We start from the raw sequence: 24,241 nt of genomic DNA on the forward strand, positions 1-24,241 counted from the left end.
TCTCTTCGCACGCTCTACAGTTTGTTAGCTTTCCCCCCAGAACCCCCACCATAACCGCCGTAGCCGCTCTCACTTCTGTTATCAAAGCTCGTTTCCTTCACAAACCCGGTGTAAGCTTCCATTCCGTGTTCGCCGATATCCAAACCTTCAGCCTCCTCTAAAGCAGAAACGCGGATACCCAGCAAAGCTTTGAGTGCGGCCCAAAAAATCGTACTCAGCAGCACGGTCATCCCCCCTACAGAAATAATGCCGACCAACTGGTTCCAGAGTTGACCGAAACCTCCGCCCACAAGCAATCCGGCTGCCGGGCCTGTGGTATAAAGTCCAGTTGTAGGCCCGTCAGCAAACAAGCCAACTGCCAGAGTTCCCCAGATGCCGCAGACTAAGTGAACTGAAGTTGCGCCTACAGGGTCGTCAATTTTCAAGTTGTCGAAGAAAGTTACTGCGAAAACTACCAGGATACCGGCGATCGTGCCGATTATGGCAGAGTTGGGGATGTTGATCCAAGCGCAGCTCGCTGTTACCCCGACTAAGCCTGCGAGGATGCCGTTGATAATCATCGAAAGGTCGGGTTTGCCCAGGTACAGCCAAGCTGTAATCGTTGCAGCAACTCCCCCAAAGGCACCGGCGGTGTTGGTGGTGAGCGCAATATGAGCGATCGCATTTGGATCGACTGCCATTGTCGAACCGGGATTGAACCCGAACCAACCCAACCACAAAATCAAACAGCCGAGGGTGGCAATGCTCATATTGTGTCCCGGCATCGCCACAGTATCCCCGTCGCGGTACTTGCCGATCCGTGGCCCTAAAAATGCCGCTCCCATCAAAGCAGCCCAACCGCCTACCGAGTGAATCACTGTCGAACCGGCAAAATCCCAGAAGCCTGCTTTTGCCAGCCAGCCGCCGCCCCAAATCCAGTGTCCGGTAATTGGGTAAGCAATTCCTACTAGCAGCAAGCTGAAAATTAAGAAGTCAATGAATTTAACTCGCTCTGCAACGGCTCCAGAAACGATCGTGGCAGCAGTTCCCGCAAAAACTAACTGGAAAAAGAATTTAGCGTTGAGGGGGACTCCCGTCCAGTTAAGCGAGTCGAAAATGCCTTGATAAGCATCTCCTGTGGCGGGGCTGTTGTCGGCTACATTCCACAGAAAAAATCCGCCGCTGGTGCCGATAAAACCGTTGCCGTCGCTGAACATTAAGGCAAAGCCGATCGCCCAATATGCGATCGTAGAAAGCGCAAAAACAATCAAGTTTTTGGACAACACGTTAACCGCATTTTTCTGACGGCAAAAACCGGTTTCCAACATACAGAAACCGGCGTTCATAAAGAACACTAGCATCGCCGCTACCATGACCCACATGGTATCCATGCCCACCTTAAGGCTGGCTAATTGTTCCTCGGTGGTTGGCGCGGGAGCTGTTTGGGCTACCGCCGCATATCCCCATACCAAGACGATGATTGCAGCTAAAGGTATGCAGGCTTGCCAACTTGGAGTGAGGCGGGCGATCGTCGTTTGTAATTTTTTGAACCTGTTAACTTTGGTCAAAAAGTTAGCTGCTGGCAAATTTAAAGACTCCCGCCTGACTTGTTTCGACTTTTTCTTTCCGACAGTCATTTTAATCACTTTTACCCTCTTTACGGCTAGTAAGCTCAGCAATATTCGGAAAACTTTCCAATCTTACTACAAAAGTTTATGGATTATTTGTTGAGATTGAGATAGTTATGATAGCCTAGCTCTTCTAATTGATTTTGTTTTTTCAGTACAGATTCGGACAAATTTTTGCGGTAATGCAAGACTCGCTCTAGCAATTCCGGCTGATGAGCTGCCAGTATCTGAACTGCCAGCAAGCCAGCATTTTTAGCGTTGCCGATCCCCACTGTGGCTACGGGTATCCCCGCTGGCATTTGCACGATCGAGTACAGCGAATCTACCCCTTGCAGGTGGCGGCTTGGTACAGGCACCCCAATTACGGGCAAGGGCGTTAAAGATGCTACCATACCGGGGAGGTGCGCCGCTCCCCCGGCTCCTGCGATAATGACTTTCAAGCCTCGTTGATGCGCGGTTTGGGCGTATTCCACCATGCGATCGGGGGTACGGTGCGCCGAGACGATCGCCACGGAGCAAGCAACACTGAATTCTTCGCAAACTGCGATCGCATCTTTCATGGTTGGCAAATCCGAATCGCTACCCATGATAATTCCAACTGTCGCTTGATTCATAAAATTTTCAGATTTGAGATTTCAGATAAATGCTAATTTTAAATGATTGCGTTAACTCAAATTTAGATATTTTGTACCAAAACTGACCGTTAAAAGCAATTTTGCCACAAGCCCCCGTCTGAGCAGCCCTGGAGCCAGCCAAAAGCAAAAATCTCCCCCTCCTCATCGCCAGCCACCGGATTTATCCGTAGCGAATATTAAACCTAAAATCTAAAATCTAAAATCTAAAATCGGATGACTGAAGCCACAACCCCAACTGCCGCCCGCACAGATATTCTCAATGTTCGCCTCCCCGGTTGCAAGGATTTGCAGATGCTTGCTGTTGACGAAATGGGCATCATTCAAGAAGTTTGCCCGATGGACGCCGTATTTAAACGGATTTGTCCTCCCGATTTGCAAGTGCTTGATGTAGCAGGCGATTGGCTTTCTCTAGGCGGTGTTGACTTGCAGATTAACGGCGCCCTAGGTTTTGCTTTTCCCGATTTAGAAAGCAAGCATATGGAAATGTTGCCGAAAATTTGTCAATTTTTGTGGAATCAGGGAGTCGATGCTTTTTTGCCGACTTTGGTGACAACTTCGCTGGATAAGTTTAGGCGATCGCTCTCGACTATAGCTGATTATATCCGCACTGTACAAACCGCTGCTCCGACAACAATTAAGCCCAAAACAGCGGAAATTCTCGGTGTTCACCTCGAAGGCCCTTTTCTCAACCCCCAGAAGCGAGGAGCTCACCCAGTTGAGTTTTTATTACCGCTCACTATAGAAAATGTCAAGCAAGTTTTAGGAGATTGTGCCGATATTGTCAAAATAATTACTTTAGCGCCGGAGTTAGACACCACTGGCGAAGTCATTTCCTATTTGCAAAGTTTGGGAATTTCCGTCAGTCTCGGACACTCCCAAGCGACGGCAGAGCAAGCGCAGCAAGCATTTGAGCGGGGAGCTTCAATGGTAACTCACGCTTTTAATGCGATGCCGAGTTTGCACCACCGAGAACCGGGTTTGTTGGGAGCGGCGATTGTTCATCCGGGCGTAAAATGCGGTTTAATTGCTGACGGCAAGCACGTTTCTCCGACAATGATTGATTTTTTTCTGCGCGCTGGTAGGTATGAAAAAGGCGTTTTTTTAGTGAGCGATGCTTTGGCTCCTTTGGGTTTGCCTGACGGTGTTTATCCTTGGGATTCCCGACAAATTGAAGTCAGAAAAGGTACGGCTTGGGTAAGATTAGATTACCATTCCCCGCTGGAATCTGCTACTTTGGCGGGTACAACTCTGCCGCTGTTGGCGGGAGTGCAGAATTTGGTGGAGTGGGGGATTTGCGATGCCGAAAGTGCGATCGCCCTGGCAACTGAATCTCCGAGAAGGGCGATCGGAATTTCGGGAATTATTGGCAAATCGGCAACTCAATTGTTGCGCTGGAATTTAAAGGCGGCGACAAAGGAATTGACTTGGCATCGACTCTTTTAGCCTGTTATACCCTTTTATATTAAAGAATTCAAAAAGTGGGAATCGGCCAACTGGTATTACCCGATAGATTTTAGATTTTAGATGTGCCGTTTTCATCGAAAATCTAAAATCGCCAATCTAAAATCTGTTGTTGCAAGTTGCACATTTTCCGAACCGGATTGCTATATAATGTCTAACCGTTGGCAATAACTCAGCAGCAGGCAGATCGATGAATTTGGTAGACGACAAGACTATAGTTAGACAGTATTTTAACTCGACGGGATTCGATCGCTGGCAGCGAATTTACGGCGAGGGCAAAGTCAATAAAGTTCAGCTAGACATCCGCACCGGCCACCAGCAAACGGTGGATACAGTCATCAAATGGCTGCAAGCTGACGGCAATTTGCCCGGGCTTTGTGTCTGCGATGCTGGCTGTGGTGTAGGCTCTCTGAGCATTCCTCTGGCTGACGCTGGGGCAATTGTTTGCGCTAGCGATATCTCTGAAAAGATGGTAGCAGAAGCTTACGATCGATCGACAGCAGTCCCCGGCAAGCTCTACAACATCTCCTTCGCCGCCCAAGATTTGGAAGCTTTAACCGGCAAATTCCACACAGTGATTTGTTTGGATGTGCTAATCCACTATCCTCAAAATAAGGCTGCAGAAATGATCGCTCACCTAAGTTCGATCGCCGAATCGCGACTAATTCTTAGTTTTGCACCCAAAACTTTAGCACTCACCGCCCTCAAAAAAATTGGTGAACTTTTCCCCGGCCCGAGCAAAACTACCCGAGCTTACCAGCACCGCGAAGCTGATATTATCAAAATCTTAGAAAGCAATGGTTTTGTTATTAACAGAACAGCGATGACTAGCACTAACTTTTACTATTCTCGCTTGCTGGAAGCTGTGCGGAAATAGGTTAAAAATATCTGCAAAAAAGCTAATTTCTCATCAGCCTAGGGTGCGCCCCGCGCACCTTCCCTTCCCAGAGTTAGGCCAGTGAACATCTCTACTATGCGATTGCTTCGCGGAGGCTGGCAATGACAAGTAAGCCACGCACCGCGCACATTCGATATCAACAATTAAATGTTTTTCCCTGCTCCTTCTTCCTTCTTCCCAATTCAATAAATATTATGTCAACGCTAATTTTAATTCGCATTTTTATAGCAGCGGCAGCCGTATTTGGAGGTTTATCGGTTGCAGGCGGTGCTTTCGCCTCCCACGCTTTGAAAAATCAATTGAGCGATCGAGCTTTAACCATTTTTGAAACCGGCGCCCGATATCAAATGTACCATGCCCTGGCTTTATTACTCGTCGCTTTACTCTTGAGTCGCGCCCAAGAGTCTCAAACCTTTTTTGCAGTGGCTGGATGGGCTTTTATTGCCGGCACAATCATCTTTTCAGGCAGTTTGTACGCCCTGAGTTTGAGCGACATCAAATGGCTGGGTGCAATTACGCCACTGGGGGGGGTTGCTTTTATTGCAGGTTGGGGATGTTTGGCAGTCGCAGCTTTTAGTTTTAAATAGGCAATTGGTAAATTTGAGGCAATTCCCAATTCCCAATTCTCAATTTCCAATTATCTAATTTTCAAAAACATCGCTGGAAAACATCTCAGTAACAGTACGCAAGTAAGGTACAAATACCGTTAAATCTTCAGCAGGAAGCCGCTCGCATATTTCCCAAAATAAAATCAGCAGCATATCCTGCACTAACTCCCAACTTACATGAAGTTTCGGGTACAACATCACGCAAATTGGAAACAATTCTTGCTGTACCGGGTGAATGCTACCTTCCAAAACGCACCAGCACAAATAGCTTTGAAAAATCTCGACATCCCGGATACCAGAAATTTTTACCTCGCGATCGCTCAAATACCCGCTGCTGCTGCGGTATCCTTGATGCTGGGAACTAGCTCGATCGTACACTGCACTAGCAATCTGAGTCGTGTGCTGCAACAAATGCTGAACGGCTAATAGAGCTCTTGAATTCGGGGGCTGATTCGCCGCAGCCTCGTTAATCTCTCCGTAGGGAATGTGCAGGTAGTCGTCTACAACTTTTAAGTAGGGCGCAAATTCCGCTCGCTCTGACTCCGAAAGACATCCTAACAAGATTTTGCTAGTGTATTGAAACTCCATTGTCACAAATCCCAGCACTAACGGATCTGTCTCTGAGTATTTTCGCCTCACTTGGATAATATCTTTTCCCACAAGCACTGACAAGCGGAAAACAGGTTCTCTATCCGCATAAGCGTCTATTGCTTTCTGATATAAGGTACGAGTGTCGGCGGAAATTTCTAAAGGATTAATTAAGCTCTTATCGATCGCGTGCCGCTCTATTTGTTTCCCTAAAAGAGCTTCTACTCTACTCCAAGCTATCTCGCTGGCTAATTTCAGGGTATCTGTCAATTTGTCAACTATTGGGGCTCTATTTCCCTCAAAATTAATTAAATCAAGGCTTGGGAGAATTTGGCGTGGCGCTTTCTTCTCTCGTGTCGCAACGGTACTGTAATATTTTTTTGCCCAGCTAACTGCGAAGGAAGAAACGCTGGCACCTTTAGCTTTTGGGAGTTGGTCAGTGTCCGGTCGGGTAATACCTTGGGACGCCTGACTTGCGCCCTGTTGAAGTTTGTCTGCTGCTGGTAAAGATTTTGAAGATATTTGTGAAATACCCGTCATGATAAACCTCGTTTTTTTATTAAGTCGCACCCGCTCGATTCCCCTAATTTTTAACGTTGTTAACTACAATTTTCTGCATTTTTACGCTGACAGTCATCAGCCATTACGCTTAAAGCTATAAGCCATTTGGCTCGACTGCCTGCATCTTTTATAAGCTGCACGTTAATAACGTTATTTATTGTGCGATCGATCACCATCACCCTGTGATCGCGACCCTAATCTAGTTTTTTGACGTATAATGAAGGCTGGAAATAAATTTAATTTGTCTTAAAAGCTGAGAATTAAAGTTAAGTCTGCTTAAAAAAAACTGCTGCTTGAAATACCTTATCTTTGTTTTGAAGCGCTTTGGTTGAGCGCCCTAATCTCTTTAAGAAGCTAGGCTACAGCACGATCTAGGGGTGACTTTGGTTAATTTATTTCTATAGCTGAATTAGAAATGTATTTTTAGTCTGAGGATTGTTAGGAAACCATAACAAATTTAACTATCGGCTTTTCTAAATAAAAAATTAAATTTGAGATGAGAATCAGATTTATGTGCATTTAGTTAATACCATTGCCAGGACCCTTTTTTGCGATCGGTTTTTTAGCTTCCCCGTGAAGCGAAGCTATCCCGTAGGGAATCGCCCGCAATCGATCGTCGTCCATTCGATCGGCCAACTAACCTTCAAAATCGGAATTAGCGACTGAGTAGCCCGATCACTCCCACATTTTGCCAACTCTGAGTTTTTCGAGTCCTCTCGCGGAGCCCGAAGCCTGTCTCTACAACGATAGGATGAGGTTGATGCGGGCCCCACGGGCGATCGATCCTCACAAACAGCACGGCCAGTACGTCTTTAAGGCTATGGCTTCGGGTAGGATTAGTAGGACGAGAGGAAGTGGATAAAATGAGCGCTAGCAGCAATTCAACTGAAATTAAGTTCGGAACCGATGGGTGGCGAGGACTGATTGCCCATGACTTTACTTTTGCCAACGTGCGAAAAGTCACCCGGGCGATCGCCAGTTACCTAGAAACCGCTTACCCAAAAGACCGCCCAGTCCTAGTCTCCTACGATACCCGCTTTCTGGCAGACGAGTTCGCCCGCACGGCGGCTGAAGTATTGGCAGATTTGGGATGGACGGTGAAAGTGGTCGATCGAGATTGCCCCACACCAGTCATCGCCTACAGCGCCAAGCATCTCAACTCTGCAGGAGCCCTGATGTTCACGGCTTCGCACAATCCCGCACCTTACTGTGGCATCAAATACATCCCCGACTACGCGGGCCCGGCAACCCCGGAAATTACTGATACAATTGTGGCCAATATTGCTGGTGCTTCTGATGCCCCAGCCAAAGGCAGCCACAACGATAAAATCTCCAGTTTTGACCCGAAACCCGAATATCTGAAGTTTCTTTATACTTTGATCGATGTGGAGCGGATTCGCTCTGCTAAGTTGAAGGTGAAGTACGACGCTCTCTACTCGACTTCTCGCGGCTATCTCGACGGCGTTTTGGAACACTGCGGCTGCGATGTCGAAAGTTTTCACACCTACCGCGACGTGCTGTTTGGTGGCGGAATGCCGGAACCCAAGGGCGAACAGTTAGTTGAGTTGGTGGAAGCTGTTAAGAAGGATTCGGCGGATTTGGGTTTAGCTACCGATGGCGACAGCGATCGCTTTGGTATTGTTGACGAGTTGGGAAATGTCTTGACTCCAAATACTGTACTGTTGCTGCTGGCGCGTCACTTGGTTAAGAATAAAGGATTGACTGGGGCGATCGTCCGTACCGTCGCAACTACCCACTTGCTGGACAATTTGGCCGCCAAGTACGGTTTAACAATCTACGAAACCGCAGTCGGTTTTAAATACATCGGCGAAAAAATGCGGGAAACTGCGGTGCTCATCGGTGGCGAAGAGTCTGGCGGTTTGAGCGTTTTGGGTCACATTCCCGAAAAAGACGGGATTTTGGCTGATATGCTAGTTGCTGAGGCGATCGCCTATGAAGGCAAACCGCTTTCTCAGCTAGTCGAAGAAGCCATTAAAGAAGCCGACGGCCCCCTGTACAACAAACGTTTGGACTTGCACCTAGAAGAAGCCCACAAAGCAGCCGTTTTGGAATCTTTTACCAAGAATCCGCCCACAGAAATAGCAGGTATCGGCGTTAAGGAAATCGGCCGCAAAGACGGAATTAAACTTTATCTTGAAGACGGTGGTTGGGTACTGCTGCGGCCTTCAGGAACCGAACCCTTGATGCGCGTTTACATGGAAACCAATTCTGTGGAAAAAGAAAGCCAAGTTGCCCAACACATGGAAAAGGTAATTTCCCAGTTAGAACCTGTTTAATTTTCTACCTATTCCAACGGGGGTTTTTCCCCTAGCGCTTGGGATTGTGAGGTGCGCTTGGCGCACCTTACGTATTTTTGATAACTCTGGCAAAGCCTCTGAACATTAATCATCGATACTGCTGGGCCAGTTATATATTTGCAATACACTTGGATTTGTTTAAGTTTGGGAAGTGTAAATTTATTTATGTTTGTTTAATTTTTAATTAATTAAAAAAATTCTCTATTTTTTCCGTCTCTACTTGACTTTTCCCCTAATCTTATTGTATATTATTATATAATGGGGTGTTTGCAAAAATAAAAACTTTACACATATTTCAATTATAAAACAAGTATACAAGTTAAATTATTAGCCTGTCAACCCGTTTATGAAAACAATTCCTCTGCTCGCCATTAGTTTTTTAGTAGCAATTTTAGTAAGCGCGATCGGCATTATCTCAGTGCAAAATGCCGCCCCAGTATCCTTAAACTTTATCTTTTTTCAATCGATACAACTGCCCGTAGGAGTAGTATTGGCACTGAGCATGAGTGCAGGACTGATCGGAGGTGCGCTACTGCAACCGCTGTGGAACATTTCAGATTCCCAAAACTCACGTCCTAAATTTCAGGCAAATCCAGAAGAATCCGACACCGTACAATATTAAAGAGATTTGATCCCTTAGAGGGAATATACCTGACCGTCAATCAGCAGCCGAGTAATTCCCTTAGCTCGCAAATAAGGCGCTGCTTTTTGCAGCATACTGCTGTCAGGAATCTTGAAAACCCTTTGATTGCGAGTAGCAAATCGGCGGGCCACTCGGTGATTGTCAAACACTGCCAGGGTTTTCTCGCGAATTTCCGCCGCCGGAATTTGACCCAGTTCGCCAAAAGCTTTTAGAGGTCTGGTGATTAACTCCGCTGCCCGATCGACCACCAAATAACAAATTTTGGGCAGAGATGCTTGGCTTAAAGGCAAAACTTGAATTTGTCCTGTACCCCGAAGCTCGATCAACTCGCCCGACGATAGTGAACCCAGGAGACTGCCTTCAAACAGAGAGTCTTCATCCTCTACATATTCGTCGAAGTCGTCATCTAAATCGTCTTCATCCTCATCATCATCCTCCTCATCCTCGTCGTCGTCTTCGAAATCCCTAAAGTCTTCACCGGCCAGCAGCCCTTCTGCTGGCAGCATTGCCTTTAGTTCACCAGTCACAACAGCGCGGTGGCTTGGATCGGCAACATGGGCTGCTGCGGCATCTGGCACATCAGAGACATCCAAATCCGACTCTACATTCCCTCGAATTTCGAGTTCTGCAACTGGTTTAGGGACTGATTCAGAACGCTTTCGGATCGTCGGTCTCGAATGTGAGGCTGACGGCTGGACAGGGACTGACTCCGACAGGGGGACAGCTACAGGATCGATTTCGCCATCTGCCGACGACTCAGTAGCCGCCTCTGTCGCTTCAGAAACACTGCTGCGATCGGACAAACGCTTTTGTTTTTGCTGCACTAGAAATTCGTATTCCGGCTCCGACAAAGCACCCTGAAGGATGCGCCTCACAGTGGAACTGCTCACTCCGTAGCGCTTTGCCAGAGTGATAGTATTCTCGTTTGACTGTCGGTACAGCCTGATGAGTTCGCGTTTGTCTGAATCGGAGAGTTTTGTAGGCGTCATGCCAAGTTTCCCAGCAAAAAGACGTGAAAAGACGCAGGCTAGCAGTCAGCGAACTTTGATTTTTCATTTTCAATTTCAAGCTCAGAGATGCCGACAAGGGCAAAAAAGCTTTCGCTTCCCCATCGCTTGCCACAGCAACCCCAATATCAAATCGCTAGGCTGCGCGACGACTGCGCCTGCTCTGGCGAGAACGGGTTGAGATGTCATGTTCCAAGATAGCTCCAATCCCAAACAGGATGGCACTGAAAACAAAAAAGACTTCCAGCAAACTGCCGCTTTGATAAGTACCCTCAGTCTGAGTATCGCGCCATTTAAAGTACATATCTGCGATGTAAAGCGAAAAAGTTGCAGCCGCAATCATTCTCCAAGATTGGGAAAAACGTCCTCCCCAAAACGCCAGCAGCAATGCCGTAGCAATAATCAGCAGAAAAACGTCCCCAACGATGTAAAACAAATTAATTGCATAGGCGTAAGGCGACAGTTGCTTGTCCAGTGCCATCACCCATCCGGGAGCTTTGATTTCTGCTTCTTCTTCTTCGGGTGCTGATGCAGCATCGGTCGCGGCTGCTTTTGCCTGTAACTTAGACGAATTTTCCAAAGCAGGCGCTCTTCCTGTGGCAGTGGTTGCTGGTTCAGATTCTGTCACTACTTCTTGAGTGGCTGCCGGAGCCATTCCTAGCTGGGTCCTCCAAGAGTCAGGTGCTGCAACCCAAATAGCTACAGCAATCCCGAAGGCTGCAATTCCCGCTAACAAAGCCCACTGCCAAATTTCTAGATTCAGCCGCTTGGAAGTCACAGCTACAACCATGCCCCCGATCAGTACCACATAGCTGCCCAGATAAAAGGCATCTGCTGGAGACACGTCCGGGTCTAACCCGAAATAGAGTTCCCAAATCCCGAACAGCACGCCGGCTATGAAATAGAACAGCATCCCCAGACCTATGCCCAGCCAGACGTTGCGCCCACTGACCATGTGGGGGCTTTGCCAGTTTCTAAAACAGACTAAAGCCGCTCCGAAGTATGCTCCGCATTCAAAAATATAAGTGCCGATCGAGTACCAAAGAGGTAAACCCTCTTCAGCAGAGAGGGGGACGCTGAACAGCAAAAAGAACAGCAGCGCCATGACAGCCCAGACAATACCCGCAATCACTAGGGTCTGAGCTGACAGTAAAGATGAAGATGTAGATGACTTTTCTGAAGTGCTACTCATAGGGATTCCACGAGACCTAACTAGCGGTTGAACGCACCCCATCTCAATCTTTGATTGGAGATGAGGATTCTTTCGCCAAAAAACCTTAAAAAACCTCGATCTGACGCTTCCGGAATAACTGGCGTCCTCAGTGTGTCGTCGGGGCTTTTGCCCTCGTACACTCTAGAAAGACTAAGCAAGAATAATATCTATTTACTAATTCAATAAATTAGTCGTTAGTCGATCTTGTACCCGGAAATATAATGATAGAAATACGGTATATGTCTCCACCCTTAAGGTTTTTACAGTACCCAATCTATCTCTGAAATTCTACCATCAAAGGTTGAGGTATCTGTTTTTTTTGCTTTCACACTCCCCCACTCATATCAATAATTCTGGGTGGGGACTGCGATCGACACTTAGTTAAATTGCCAGACCATAGGTGGCATCCAAACGGAATCAACAATTTGGTCGATCAATACAAGTTGGCAATCCAACCTGTATATCCCCTACCCCCTACAGTGCAATTATCTAAGCTAAATTATCTCAGTCCAATTGTCTGAGCAATTGTCAAAGATTTTCTATCCTGCGATCCACAATTTGTTGAGGGCTGATTGTTTCAGCCAATCTAGAAACTGAGTCCGATCCTGGGCTGGCATATCTTGCAGCACATCGCTGACTCCCTCAGCGAAGTCCGTATTGCCAAAATATGATTTCCCCAAACGGTGGAGTTCTTGCAATAAGGTCTTGAGATGCTGCTCTTGCCAAGCAGGAACCTTGTGATTTTGCAAGGGACTAACGGTTAGCCAATTTTTGATCGCATCAGGGGAGTCTGCCTGGGGGAAGTTTCCCTGCTGAAATACCTTGGCGATATCTTTCTGAAACGATGTGGCTTGCCTTGCGCCTAAGAGGTCTTCTACATCGAAGTAAACAGCTTGGAGCAGCAGCAGACAACCCTGCGCGAACAGCGGTGCTTTGGCTGCTTCATTACCTGCCGGTTCTTCACCGGCAAGCTGATCTAAACGGACTTTTCCCCAGACGCTATATCTATCCGGCTCTTCTAGCAGAACACAGGCTTTGCCTCGGTTGTCGGTTAAGTCCCGCCACAAGGCTCTGGCGTCTTCTGCTTGCTTGCCGTTGAAGGCGCTGATCAGGCGAAAAGTCTGCCCCTGATAATTGAGAATGGGAATTTGTTGATCCCGTTTTGGGTGTTGATAATTGGTTATTTCAACATCCTGCCGTTTCAGAATAAACATGACACTGCGATTTGACTCCTGTCATGGCCGAGGTGCTGTGCTTTTGACACTCCCGATGCCTAAAGGCGAAGGGATTCTTGATTCAGCGAGTCCACTTAAATTAGCAGGATTGCTCCCGATCACCCAGAGATGGTTCTCTCCTCAAGCGTTCCGATACTTTTTTGCTAACAAATGCTAACAAATATCTAAGCTGAGATTGTCTCTCAGCCTTGGCGTATAAATCAATGCACGAAGGAAAATCCCCCGCGCACAATTTACGACTGCTGTACTGGCAACGCTTGATTTTCGCGCTCGTGCCGAGCGGGCGATTGACTGTTTTGCTTTGATGCCGTAGAGGAAGCTTATATAGAGGCTCCGTACCATCAGGGATTTTCACCTGAGTCTTTCAATCTAGTTCTACCACATTTTTATTAAATATCAAGTCGAGCAGAATGTTAGCAAACATAACTAAACATCAGCCAATTAGTCATTCTGTCTCAACTCCTACCTAAAATCAGGGAACGAGCTCTGGTTTTTAGATAATGCGGTCAGCGTTTTAGGCTTTGCCACTAGGGGATGTTAACATAACCAATAGAAATCTGGGAAAAAGCACCTGTGACTCTTGTGCTGTCTGGGTTCCGTCTTAATTGGGAGAGAGATCCGATCGACCAAATAGTTGGGTTTCACCTCGACCTCTAAATACTTTACCCGAGTTCACGTCCTACCTAGTTTTGATTGTAAATTTACAATTGTGCTGTTTGCAGGTGAGTCGCTCCAGCTTTTGTCAGATACACTCTTGGAGGCACAGACACTCTCATAACCTTGGTTTTTTTTCCCGAACCATCGCGCTGCACGCCATATTTTTGTACATCAAAGCGCTTTGTGCGTAAGTCATCACATAATTTACTTGCTCGATCGCACACTACACCGATACAATAATTTTGTTAGCGATTTTTGAGTTGGGTGCGTAACTCAGTTGGATAGAGTAGCTGCCTTCTAAGCAGCGAGCCGCAGGTTCAAGTCCTGCCGTACCCGTTACACAAATTCAATGATATCAAGGGTTTCAGCACTTTTTTACCGCCAAGGAAAGAGGGGCTGAGATATTATTTGCTTCGGATTTGTTTCCGATGCCCGAATCCGAAACAAATCCTTAAAAAAGCCCCGCCTGCCAAGCTGGGCGAATCTGCCTGCTTCTGGGCGATCGACACTACTACCCTTCTGAGTAGAGGTTTGCCCCAGCCGATGTGGTATCATAAAAAGTCTATTGTGTCAATAGCCTAGCTCCTGCGATGTTCAAACAGCACCAGCAGCAGGTTGTGGGCCGAGTAGCCCTCAGGGGTTATCCTTAGTAATCAGGCTAGTTTCCGATAGGTTTGGATATGTTCCCAACAACTCTATTTCATATTCCCCAAAATTTAATGCTATTACTCGACCGCAGCGCGATCGACCGATTAAAGCCCCTATTGGCGCAAGCAACCGGAATGCCTATAGTTGCATCGGAAAATACGGCAACAATTGCGCTCGTATTGGTTGCTATGGGAATTCTGGGTTGGGGATTTTATCGCGCCAGACCTTTTGGCAAACTGGGAATTTTGGCTTGGTTGCAGTCTGTTGCGCTGATGAGTCCCTGGCTGCTGTTCTTTGGTTTGTTCGCCGCCGGAATTTACCTCAATCTAGTGGCGGTATTGTTGCTGCTCGTGGCATCCACGGGATTGTACATTTATCTGGGCCGGCAATTGCGTAAGGCTGCATCGGATACAGTGCTCCCGCGCCCGGATGCTGCTGAGGTAAAGTCTCAAAGCGATGCTTTCTCCGCTCCTGACTCGCAGGGAACACCATGCCCAGAAACCATTAAAATCGTGACATCCTCGCCTGCGAATAAGGAATCAGAAATAATTCCCGTTCCAGTTGAAGACCTGAAGGCAATTAAAGGCATCTTTGGAATTGATACTTTCTTTGCCACAGAAACGATTCCCTATCAAGATGGGGTAATTCTCAAAGGCAATCTCCGGGGAGACCCAGAACAAGTACACTCACGTTTGACGGCCAGTTTGGAAGAAAAATTAAACGATCGCTACCGCCTATTTTTAGTAGAAAATCAGGACGACAAGCCCGTAGTTATTATCTTGCCCAGCACCAACGACCCGCAGCCAACAACCGTGTCTCAAAAAATCCTAGCAGTCGTGCTGCTGCTGGCAACAATTGCTACTAGCTTAGAGACAGGCGGTTTGCTGCTAGGTTTCGATTTCTTTAACTCGCCGGCTAGATATCTAGAAGTTCTGCCAATTGCAGCCGGAATTTGGGCGGTTTTAGGCTCTGGGGAAATTGCCCGCCGAGTGCTGGCAAATCGGTACAAGGTTCGCTTGAGTTGGCCGTTTTTTATACCAACTTTGCAGATAGGTTGTTTTGGAGCGCTCGACCGTTTTGAGTCGCTGCTGCCCAACCGTAAAGTTTTGTTTGACATAGCTTTTGCCGGGTCAGCGGCTGGGGGAATAGTTTCTCTGCTAATGCTGGTAACGGGTTTGCTGCTGTCTCACCCCGGCAGTTTGTTTCAAATTCCCGCAGAATTTTTCAAGGGATCGGTTTTGGTGGGAACTTTGGCAAAAGTGGTTTTGGGTTCGGCGTTGCAGCAGCAGATTGTTGACGTTCACCCGCTGGTAGTTATCGGTTGGTTGGGCTTGGTAATAACGGCGATTAATTTGATGCCGGCGGGACAGTTGGACGGGGGTAGAATCGTGCAAGCAATCTACGGTCGGAAAATAGCCAGTCGCACTACTTTGGCGACTTTTGTGGTGCTGGCCATCGTTTCTTTAGTTAATCCTTTGGCTCTGTATTGGGCGATCGTGATTCTGATTTTACAGCGAAATCTGGAGCGGCCGAGCCTCAACGAGCTGACTGAGCCTGACGACGCTCGCGCGGCTTTGGGTTTGCTAGCTTTGTTCTTGATGATTGCTGCGCTGTTGCCGTTGACTCCGGCAATGGCTGGCCGTCTGGGAATCGGGAACTAACAGTAGTCGGGCATCTCTGGTAATAGGCTCTTGGGTTGCGGTAAATTAGTGGAATCGACGAGGAATTGAGCGATCGAACAGGGGAACTGAAGGGCGAGCTGGTTCCTAACTACTAATTTCCAATTAAGACCCGCGCCCAGGGCAATTTATCTACTACCAAAAGTTGATTTTTTTATAACCCAAAATTTGTTTAAACTTGAGCGATTAAGTTTAAATAACTTATCTGAGCCTCTAGGATAAAGTCATGGCTAATCAACTTCCTCCTGTATTGGTAACTTTTGATGCAGATGTTTTAATGACTGGCAGAACCCAAGTGTGGCAAGAATATGCCAAGGTGGGAACTTGCTATATCCCGGAAGTAGTGTACGACGAAATAGATCGTCTGACAGGGCAAGCGGTAGAAAAAGCTCAAGAGCAAGTAGCTAGAGAGTTTATGCGATTTTTTGCCGACAGTGGCTGGATTGCAACTGACGCTCAGGAAACACACCGAGCTCTCGAACCTTCGATCAAAAATCAAAGCAAGCCAGCAATGCTCGTGGTGGCCACGGCTCAGTGCGTTTACGGTTTGGCTCAGGAACACCCGGAGGCATTGGTGATTTTTGTTTCCAACAGCCAGCCTCTGCTGAAGCGGCTGGCTTCTGTAGGCGCTACGAATCTCTGCGGGATTACCGGGGCGATGCTGTTAAATTGGGCGAGGAAAGGAGAACGCCCGCCGGCGGCGACTCAGCAATTGCAAAGTTTGATGCGTACCCTCGCAGAACGCAAATCGACTCAGCGCCCTAACAGCAGAATTCAGGATGCTGCTGTAGGCAAAACGGGGGCTTCTGCTAGCCAGTTAACGGGAACCCGCGGCGCTTCTGAATTGAAGTCGGCTAGCAGTTTTACTAAAACTAATAAAACGGGTTTGACTGAGAAGCGCAGTGCGAGTTCGCGCCCCAAAACGCCGCGGCGCAGTCGCGAGGAGTCGAGAGATTACGAGCCGGCTGTATATCGCATGAAACATATTACACCTCCGAAAAAAAGGAACAGCGGTTTTCTGTCTACTGTGTTCAATTTTTTGGGAGCGTTATTTTTCTTAACGGTAGCGGTAGGTATTTTGTGGCGAGTGTTCGATGTTAGGGGTTTTAGAAAGACTTTTGTGCCGGCTCTACCACAGCCTGTGCAACAATTTGTTAAGTCGATCGACCCTAAATAATCTGGTTATCTGAAAATTCTCCCTTCAGATCCGGCTGACTGGTGTCTTCGATCATCCTTAATCTTGCACCTTCGGAAACTGTGATAGCACGCTTGGTTAACAAATCGGTTCCCTCCCCTAAATATAGCGGTAAGCTGCTTGTGGCGCACCCTACGGTTAGAGTTCCTGGCCTTAGTCCCCTGGGGGTTTTCAACGGCTACTATCAGAACAGAAGATGAACGCTTCACTTTACCGCTCCAAAAATCCATCGCCATGCTGAACTGGAACGCCATCATTAGTGGATTAGCACAGGCTGTTGCGGGTTTTGCTTATGCTTTAGTCTTTTTTGTTCTTCTTCCCTTCAGACAGTACGATTATGCAGCAGCAGTTGGGGCAATAGCAATGGCGATCGCCCTTACTGTAGCAATGAATTGACTACTATATCTGCATCGTTGCTAGCTGGGTGGAATTGGGTAGCTGCATTATTTGGTTTTGAGATAGCCCTGAGGTTTTTTGGTAGCAAGTTTATGCGAGATGGGCTGTTAGTGGCAAGTCTTTTATTTTTCGTAACTATCATCCTAGGAATCGCGAGCGTTCATACCAATTTTTTGCAACAAAAAACACTGCTAGCTGTGGGTTTATGTACGGTATTTTTCCTAGCTTCAATGTAATTATTTTTGATTTGCAGCTATGCGATCTAAGGCAAAAATTCGTTTCAGGGTTCTTCTACCCCGATGCTGCCGCTGTGGAATCAAAGGGTATAAATTCTCGCCGACAATCCCAAACAATTGTAGTTGAATGGCAAAACTGGCGAGATCACGCATATTGACCGTTATGAGGTGACAGTGAAACTAGATTTTGGAGGAGATGAGACATTGATGTGGCCCTATGCCGATGTTTGGTGGCAGGATGTCAAAAGTGCTAGCGAACAGAAATCGCAGTAATTTACATGATAAATGTCATAGTTAAACACGCAGATGTAAATCGCCTCCGATCCATAAACCTCAATAAATTTCTCTCTTTATCTTATCTTTTCGCTGTCTCTTCTCTGTGCGTCAAGAGCGTTCTTTGCAGCTCATTGATTCTTTAAAGCTGGTTCAGTTCCTTCTACAGGTCGAATAATTGCGGGTTTATTAGTAGATTGTTGCTGAAAAAGTGCCTTGAGTGCCAAGTCGAGATTTTCTGCAATGACGATCCGGTTTTCGTAGACCGCAATAACTCTGACTAAAGTGGGCAAACTATTGCGCTCGGCTTCTAAGTAAAGAGGTTCCACATACAGTAAAGATTGTTCAATGGGAATTACTAATAAGTTTCCTTGAATTGCTTTGGAACCTTGGCGATTCCAGAGAGAGATTTGTTCGGAAATAACCGGATCTTGGTTAATTAAAGCTTCTATTTGTTCCGGGCCGTAAACTAATCGCTGTTTGGGGAATAAATACAGCAGCAATTTTCCGTACTCGCTACCATCCGATCGCCCTGCAATCCAAGCAATTAAATTGTTGCGACTTACTGGTGTAAATGGAAGCAGCAAAATAAATTCTTCGGCTTTTTCAGTTGGCAGCTTCATAATCAAATAATACGGTGCTACGGGCTGCTGTTCGCTGCCATAAATTTCATTGGGAACTCGCCACAAATCCTCCCGATTGTAAAACACTTGCGGGTCATCCATATGATAAGTTAGCAAACGTTCGGATTGAATGCTCAACAAATCTACTGGATATCTGATATGTTTGCGGAGAGCCGGAGGCATTTTGTCAAGGGGTTTGAAAAGTCCGGGAAAGATAGCAATCCAACTGTTAATAATCGGATCGGAGGGATAGGCAACGTAGAAGTCAACAGACCCGTTGTAGGCATCAATTACTACTTTAACGGAGTTGCGGATGTAGTTAAACTCATGATTTCCCGGGTCAGAATACGGATAGCGATCGCTCGCTGTATAGGCATCGATAATCCAGTAAAGATAGTTGGGAGATTTATCAGTGACCGAGGCTGAAGGTTTAATCTCGTTGCCATTTTCATCTTTTTCTTTTTCTATATCTTCATTGCTAAGATTGGCGTTTGCTACTACTAAATACGGGTCGGAATCGTAGCGTAAAAAAGGAGCAATAGCCCGGACTCTTTTGTTAATATTTCGGCGGTACAGCAATTTAGTTTCTGGGGTAAAATTGCGCGTCAGCGCCATTTGCCAATTTTTGAGATAATTAGCAAACAGCCAGCGCCGCCACATAGAACCCATCGCAATTCCGCCCCTACCGCTGTAAGTATTGTAAACATTGTCTTCGCCGCTGGGATAGTCGAATTCTTTGACTTTTGTGGGCGCCATCGCGTCTGTATCAGTTACTTCGCCGTAGTAAATTCGCGGGTAGCCTATCGGAATACTGGCGCGAATTCGATCGCTCGTTACTTCTAAAGCAGTCTCTCCTTTCTGGGCTGCCACTCCAATATCTTTGACAAAATAATCGGGTAAACCGCCGACACCGACTGTATTTACCGGAGAAAGAGTAAAGCCGTAACCGTGAGTGTAAACCAGGTGTTCGTTCACCCAAGTTTGAGCTTCGGGGGCAACTGCTGTGTAATCTAATTCCCGCGCTGCCAGAAAGACTTGTTGGCTTTCAGAATCTCCCTTTTTTGCTTTTTCATTTTTGATTGTGTAGCGCTCGATATCGGCATCAGGAAATGTATAATAAGGTCTAATTTGCTGTAACTGTCGGTTGGTTTGCAGCAGCGGCAGCTTGTCCCACAGCCGGATGTTGCTAATAGTAAGTTTATTTTTTTCTAAGTCTGCATAAGTAAGTTTCCCTGCGGGATCGAAAGTTTTTATTTCAATTTCTTTGAGGTCAAAGGCTTCTTGAGTAAAGGCAATGCTGCGCTTGAGGTACGGCTTTTCTCGTGCTAGTTCGTTGGGTTTAACTAGGAGTTGCTGCACAAGTGTTGGCATTAGCAAAGTTCCCAATAAACTTAAAGTTATCCACGCTAAAGTAATCTTTTTTATGAGTTCATTTTTAATTTTGAGTTGGTAAACCTGGCACAGCATCAAAAGTGCGATCGCCCCCGCCAAAATACTCAAAAATCCATAGCAGGGCAGCCGCACCGTCACGTCAGCATAATTCGCCCCGTAAGTAACGTCTCCCCGCGAATACAGCAATGCGTAGCGCCCCAACCAGTAGCGGAATGCAACGGCTAGCATTAAAGCTGCACCCAACCCGTACAAGTGCCGCTGCTGCGATCGAGAAAACCCCAAAAATATCCCTTGGCTCAGGCTATTTCCTGACAGCAAATATGTTAAAGCACAAGATACTAAACTGTACAAAAATACAACTGTCAGCCCGAATCCTAGCAAATCTAAGATTGGCAAAATAAATACATAAAAGCTAATATTTTGATTGAAAAGAGGGTCGGTTGTGTTAAAATTAATAGGGTGAAAATATTGCAAAACATTTGTCCAGCGACTGGCGAAAATAAGCCCGATCGCCAAACTGAGAAAAAAAGCGATCGCCCGCAGCCAAAAATCAGGCTTAATTACCACAGCTAACATTGTCCCCAGCAGCAAGCCCAACTGCCACCAGCGAGAAAATAGCTGCACCGCCCCATGCTGGATTGACTCAATTCCCAACTGCAGGGGCGGTAGAGGTAAATTGTCAGCTATACCGAAATAGGCGATACTGCTTGCAGCTAACAGCCCGCAGTGAATTAGTGTCAAAGTTGCGATCGAACTCAATCCGAATACCGCTAACAGCAGCCCGGAAAAGGTAATTTGGGATTTAGCAACAGGTAATTCGTAATTCTTCCCGGTTTTGTTCGCCCTCAGTGAAGCGAATAGCGCCCCCGCAACCGGCGATTTCATTTCCTCTGCGGGATGTTGCAGGCGGCGGGCTAAGGCTAAATTTCCCATCAAAAAAACAACAGAAATGGCAGTGGGAATTACCCCCAGCAACCCTTGAGTTTTCAGCTTTAACAGAAAAACCTGAAGATATCCAACTTCCTGAAACCAGAGAATTTCTGCCGCAATGCGGGAGGCCAACTCCAAAACCAGCCACAGCCCTACAATCAGTAGGATTATTTGATAAATTCGCCTATTAGTCATTAGTTATTAGTCATTAGTTATTAGTCATTAGTTATTAGTCATTAGTTATTGGTTGAATAATAACTAATATCAGGTTCAAGCCATTGCCCCTCCCGAACGATGCTTTTTCCGCAAGAGTTGGAGGCATTTTTATTCATGGTAATTGACCGGACATAATCTGACTCCTGCTTTCCTGTCAACTGCCAACTGCTTTCCTGTCAACTGACTAATGACTAATGACCAATGACTAATGACAAACTAGCTGTACTGCTGATTGACATCCACATCCAAATTAAACAGTGTTTGCAAAGTTTGCATCGCTTGCCGCCGCGCCTCAATATCTTGCTGAGCGCGCAACTGTACCATCGGATCGTGCAAAATCTTATTCACAATCCCCCTGGTTAAAGATTCAATCACATCTTGATGTTTCTCCGAAAATTCCGCACCCAGACGTGATAAAGCTTTTTCTAACTCTTGTTCCCGAATCAATTCTATCTTATCCCGCAAACAGCTAATAGTAGGAACTGTTTCCAGACTGCGCCACCAGAGATCGAAAGCCTCTACTTCCTGTTCCAGCAAGCCCTGAGCTTCCATTGCCATTTTGCGGCGACTTTCGTGATTTTGAGCTACCACTGCTTTCAAGTCGTCCACATTAAACGATCGCACATTAGCGAGTTCGTTCGCATCCGAATCAATGTTGCGCGGTACAGAAATATCCACCAACATCAAAGGGCGATTCGGGTCTAAAACCGATTCCAATTTAGCTTTATTTAACAGTGGCTCGGTAGCTGCCGTACTGGTAAAAACCAAGTCAGAACTGGCAATTACCTGCATCATTTCCGAGAGCTGATACAGGTGCAGTTCAGCATCTTTAAACTGACCGGCCAACTCCAGGGCGCCACGCACAGAGCGGTTAACGATCGAAATATGGCTAGCTCCTTTTGAGAGCAAATGCTGTACCAAAAGCCGCGACATTTTGCCAGCACCGATAATCGCAATTTTGCTGCTTGCTAAATGCTGACCCTTCATTTGAGCCAATTCTGCAGCCGCCGAACTGATAGAAACTGCACCGGTACCGATGCTAGTTTCCGTGCGAACTCGCTTCCCTGCTGTGAGAGCTTGCTTGAACAAGCGCTCTAAAATTCTGCCTACACCTTTGTACTGCTGGGCGAGTTTGTGAGTTTGTTTCACCTGAGCCAAAATTTGTCCTTCTCCGAGCACCAAACTGTCGAGACCAGAAGCCACTCGCATCAAGTGCATCACGGCATCTTCGTGCAGCAAAATAAACAGGTGAGGGCGCAAAGACTGCAAAGGAACTTTACTGCATTCTGAAAGGAACTGAATAACCTCTCGCACACCCGGTTCCGACTCGCTGGTAACAATATAAATCTCTAAGCGGTTGCAAGTGCTGAGAATAGCAACCTCTTGAATGTGCGGGTAGCCGCGCAATTGGGCGATCGCCGCTTCAACTTTCTGTTCTGGAATGCTCAGTTTTTCGCGAACTTCTACCGGCGCTGTTTTGTGGCTGAGACCTACGACTGCAATATTCATATCTGTGATTTGTCACTATTTCTTTCTTAGTTGTTAACAGTCACCTGTTATTAGTTCTTAGTTTATCGCTAATTGCTAATCATCGGTGACTGTTAACCGTTAACTGTTAATTGTTAACATTTAACTGTTAACCACTAACTAATCACTAATTCAATTGCAAAGATTTCGGCTGGTCAAACATATGGATTGTATCCACAAACCGAGCAGTTTTCGACTGAGAAGAAATTACCAAACTTTCAGTGCGAGCGCCGCCGCCAAAGAAGCGAACTCCATCCATCAGCGTTCCAGGAGTAATCCCGCAAGCTGCAAACAGAACTGTTTCTCCAGATGCCAACTCTTCAGCATTGTAAATCTTGTCTGGGTCTGTGATGCCCATCTCGTTCAGGCGGGCGATATTGCTCTCTTTGCTTTCACCGATCAAACCAGTTTTTACAACAGCCGGATCGTAAATTAACTGCCCTTGGAAGTGACCGCCCAAGCAGCGCATTGCTGCTGCGGAAATCACACCTTCCGGTGCTGCGCCAATACCCATAAGTGCGTGGATGTTGGAACCAGAAAACGCGCAAGAAATCGCTGCCGAAACGTCGCCGTCGCTGATCAGCCGAACTCTTGCACCCGCTTGCCGAATTTCATTAATTAAATCTTTGTGTCGGGGGCGATCCATGACCACCACCACCAAATCTTCAATACTGCGGCCGAGACAATCAGAGATAATTTTGAGGTTTTGGGTTGGCGTTTTGCGAATATCTACATGATTCTTAGCAGCCGCAGGAGCAGCCAATTTGTTCATGTAGAAATCCGGTGCCGCAAACAAACCACCTTTTTCAGAGATTGCCAAAACTGCCATCGAACCGTTTTGACCGTAAGCCACGAGGTTAGTACCTTCGCAGGGGTCAACAGCGATGTCAATTTCGATCAATTCATCTAGGTTGCAGACATCTTTGGCATCTTCGCGGGTACAAATACCTACTTGTTCGCCGATGTAAAGCATGGGTGCGTCATCGCGTTCGCCTTCGCCGATCACGATGCGACCGCGCATATGAATTTTGTTCATGCGCTCCCGCATGGCTTCTACAGCCACTCTGTCGGCTTCATCTTTCTCGCCTTTGCCCATCAAGCGAGCGGAGGCGATGGCTGCCTGCTCAACTACTTCGATAATCTCTAAACCGATTACATTGTCCACGAACTAGATCCTCCCAACTGCTGATGCGTGCCTTGTGCTCTTTTGCACTCCCAGCAATCAAGTTTATCAGAGGCGGGGATCTGTGCGAGCGCAAGCAGTTGCTTAGTTTGTGTTAACTTTTGCTTCTTTGAGACTGGGGCTGGAAAATCTGGGTTCAACCAGCTCAAAGATCGATCGCCCGAATGCTTCACTATAGCTCGATCGATCGCACGCTGGCCCCTATGCAAGCGGGAACTCGCGGACTCCGGAGGTTCCGGGGGAGCGATCGGCTGTTTCAGGCAACTTGTCAGCCCGAGTGGCGTTAAAGGTTTTATGATTAGTTTGCGATCGCACGATTTCTCAGAAACCCGGTTACTGACCGGATTTATCGTTCCTAAACCCAACATTTGGGTAGAAACTCATCTGTTGCACCATTGTCAAGAACAGGCAAGATGCCTGTTCCACAACAACTGCATTTTCTTGTGGGGAGTAGGGGTTGGGCAGGAGAGCCCGCCCATAGAAGGGTTATTGATAATGGTGGAACATCTCAG

The 24,241-nt window shown here is 46.8% G+C and carries 17 protein-coding genes and 1 tRNA gene; 9 read left to right on the forward strand and 9 right to left on the reverse strand.

What is annotated here, in order from left to right; translation table 11 throughout:
• Nucleotides 1–14 precede the first annotated feature (14 nt).
• Nucleotides 15–1,616 carry an ammonium transporter gene (locus tag QUA71_RS11465; RefSeq protein WP_333284979.1) on the reverse strand — a complete coding sequence of 534 codons (1,602 nt, stop codon included), beginning with the start codon at nt 1,614–1,616 and terminating at the stop codon, nt 15–17.
• A gap of 83 nt (nt 1,617–1,699) precedes the next feature.
• Nucleotides 1,700–2,221, reverse strand: coding sequence for a 5-(carboxyamino)imidazole ribonucleotide mutase (gene purE, locus QUA71_RS11470; protein WP_333060767.1), 522 nt, complete (start codon nt 2,219–2,221; stop codon nt 1,700–1,702).
• Between the two features lie 234 nt (nt 2,222–2,455).
• Here purE and nagA point away from each other — a divergent pair, with 234 nt between their 5' ends.
• The 3 genes from nagA to QUA71_RS11485 all read left to right on the forward strand — a co-directional run bounded on the left by nagA (nt 2,456) and on the right by QUA71_RS11485 (nt 5,188).
• Nucleotides 2,456–3,685: an N-acetylglucosamine-6-phosphate deacetylase gene (gene nagA, locus QUA71_RS11475; RefSeq protein ID WP_333284981.1), complete on the forward strand. Its 1,230-nt coding sequence runs from the start codon at nt 2,456–2,458 to the stop codon at nt 3,683–3,685.
• Between the two features lie 208 nt (nt 3,686–3,893).
• Entirely contained in the window at nt 3,894–4,580 is a 687-nt protein-coding gene (bchM, locus tag QUA71_RS11480; protein WP_333284983.1) for a magnesium protoporphyrin IX methyltransferase, read from the forward strand.
• Between the two features lie 215 nt (nt 4,581–4,795).
• Nucleotides 4,796–5,188 carry a DUF423 domain-containing protein gene (locus QUA71_RS11485; protein WP_039886547.1) on the forward strand — a complete coding sequence of 131 codons (393 nt, stop codon included), beginning with the start codon at nt 4,796–4,798 and terminating at the stop codon, nt 5,186–5,188.
• Nucleotides 5,189–5,242: 54 nt separating this feature from the next.
• On the opposite strand, the gene QUA71_RS11490 is transcribed toward QUA71_RS11485, so the two are convergent.
• Nucleotides 5,243–6,337: a hypothetical protein gene (locus QUA71_RS11490; RefSeq protein WP_333284985.1), complete on the reverse strand. Its 1,095-nt coding sequence runs from the start codon at nt 6,335–6,337 to the stop codon at nt 5,243–5,245.
• Between the two features lie 884 nt (nt 6,338–7,221).
• Here QUA71_RS11490 and QUA71_RS11495 point away from each other — a divergent pair.
• Both QUA71_RS11495 and QUA71_RS11500 read left to right on the forward strand, forming a co-directional pair.
• Nucleotides 7,222–8,655: a phosphoglucomutase/phosphomannomutase family protein gene (locus QUA71_RS11495; protein ID WP_006631460.1), complete on the forward strand. Its 1,434-nt coding sequence runs from the start codon at nt 7,222–7,224 to the stop codon at nt 8,653–8,655.
• 367 nt (nt 8,656–9,022) lie between these two features.
• Complete coding sequence (locus QUA71_RS11500) at nt 9,023–9,298, forward strand: LapA family protein (protein ID WP_333284988.1); 276 nt, start codon at nt 9,023–9,025, stop codon at nt 9,296–9,298.
• 14 nt (nt 9,299–9,312) lie between these two features.
• Here the strand turns inward: QUA71_RS11500 and QUA71_RS11505 are convergent, their stop codons facing one another.
• The 3 genes from QUA71_RS11505 to QUA71_RS11515 form a co-directional block, all read right to left on the reverse strand.
• On the reverse strand, nt 9,313–10,308 hold the full coding sequence (locus tag QUA71_RS11505; RefSeq protein WP_333284990.1) for a hypothetical protein: 996 nt from the start codon (nt 10,306–10,308) through the stop codon (nt 9,313–9,315).
• A gap of 154 nt (nt 10,309–10,462) precedes the next feature.
• Nucleotides 10,463–11,518 (reverse strand): hypothetical protein, encoded by a 1,056-nt coding sequence (locus QUA71_RS11510; RefSeq protein WP_333219239.1) that lies wholly within the window; start codon nt 11,516–11,518, stop codon nt 10,463–10,465.
• A 560-nt stretch (nt 11,519–12,078) separates the two neighbouring features.
• Nucleotides 12,079–12,753, reverse strand: coding sequence for an Npun_F0813 family protein (locus QUA71_RS11515; protein ID WP_333284992.1), 675 nt, complete (start codon nt 12,751–12,753; stop codon nt 12,079–12,081).
• Nucleotides 12,754–13,693: 940 nt separating this feature from the next.
• Between QUA71_RS11515 and QUA71_RS11520 the strand changes: the two genes are divergently transcribed.
• From QUA71_RS11520 to QUA71_RS11535, 4 genes are all read left to right on the forward strand, one after another.
• Nucleotides 13,694–13,767 (forward strand) — tRNA-Arg (locus QUA71_RS11520).
• 344 nt (nt 13,768–14,111) lie between these two features.
• Nucleotides 14,112–15,740: a site-2 protease family protein gene (locus QUA71_RS11525; RefSeq protein WP_333284994.1), complete on the forward strand. Its 1,629-nt coding sequence runs from the start codon at nt 14,112–14,114 to the stop codon at nt 15,738–15,740.
• Nucleotides 15,741–15,984: 244 nt separating this feature from the next.
• Complete coding sequence (locus tag QUA71_RS11530) at nt 15,985–16,935, forward strand: PIN domain-containing protein (RefSeq protein ID WP_190661473.1); 951 nt, start codon at nt 15,985–15,987, stop codon at nt 16,933–16,935.
• Nucleotides 16,936–17,073: 138 nt separating this feature from the next.
• Nucleotides 17,074–17,349: a hypothetical protein gene (locus QUA71_RS11535; RefSeq protein WP_333284996.1), complete on the forward strand. Its 276-nt coding sequence runs from the start codon at nt 17,074–17,076 to the stop codon at nt 17,347–17,349.
• A 640-nt stretch (nt 17,350–17,989) separates the two neighbouring features.
• Here the strand turns inward: QUA71_RS11535 and QUA71_RS11540 are convergent.
• The 3 genes from QUA71_RS11540 to glpX all read right to left on the reverse strand — a co-directional run bounded on the left by QUA71_RS11540 (nt 17,990) and on the right by glpX (nt 23,711).
• Entirely contained in the window at nt 17,990–20,998 is a 3,009-nt protein-coding gene (locus QUA71_RS11540; protein WP_333284998.1) for a UPF0182 family protein, read from the reverse strand.
• A 237-nt stretch (nt 20,999–21,235) separates the two neighbouring features.
• Nucleotides 21,236–22,528 carry a glutamyl-tRNA reductase gene (locus QUA71_RS11545; protein WP_333219229.1) on the reverse strand — a complete coding sequence of 431 codons (1,293 nt, stop codon included), beginning with the start codon at nt 22,526–22,528 and terminating at the stop codon, nt 21,236–21,238.
• 145 nt (nt 22,529–22,673) lie between these two features.
• The gene (gene glpX, locus QUA71_RS11550) at nt 22,674–23,711 is read right to left on the reverse strand and encodes a class II fructose-bisphosphatase (RefSeq protein ID WP_006631470.1); all 1,038 of its coding nucleotides are present in this window, start codon (nt 23,709–23,711) and stop codon (nt 22,674–22,676) included.
• Nucleotides 23,712–24,241: the final 530 nt, after the last annotated feature.

The sequence above is a fragment of the Microcoleus sp. MON1_C5 genome (genome assembly GCF_036701875.1).
GTDB lineage: Bacteria > Cyanobacteriota > Cyanobacteriia > Cyanobacteriales > Microcoleaceae > Microcoleus.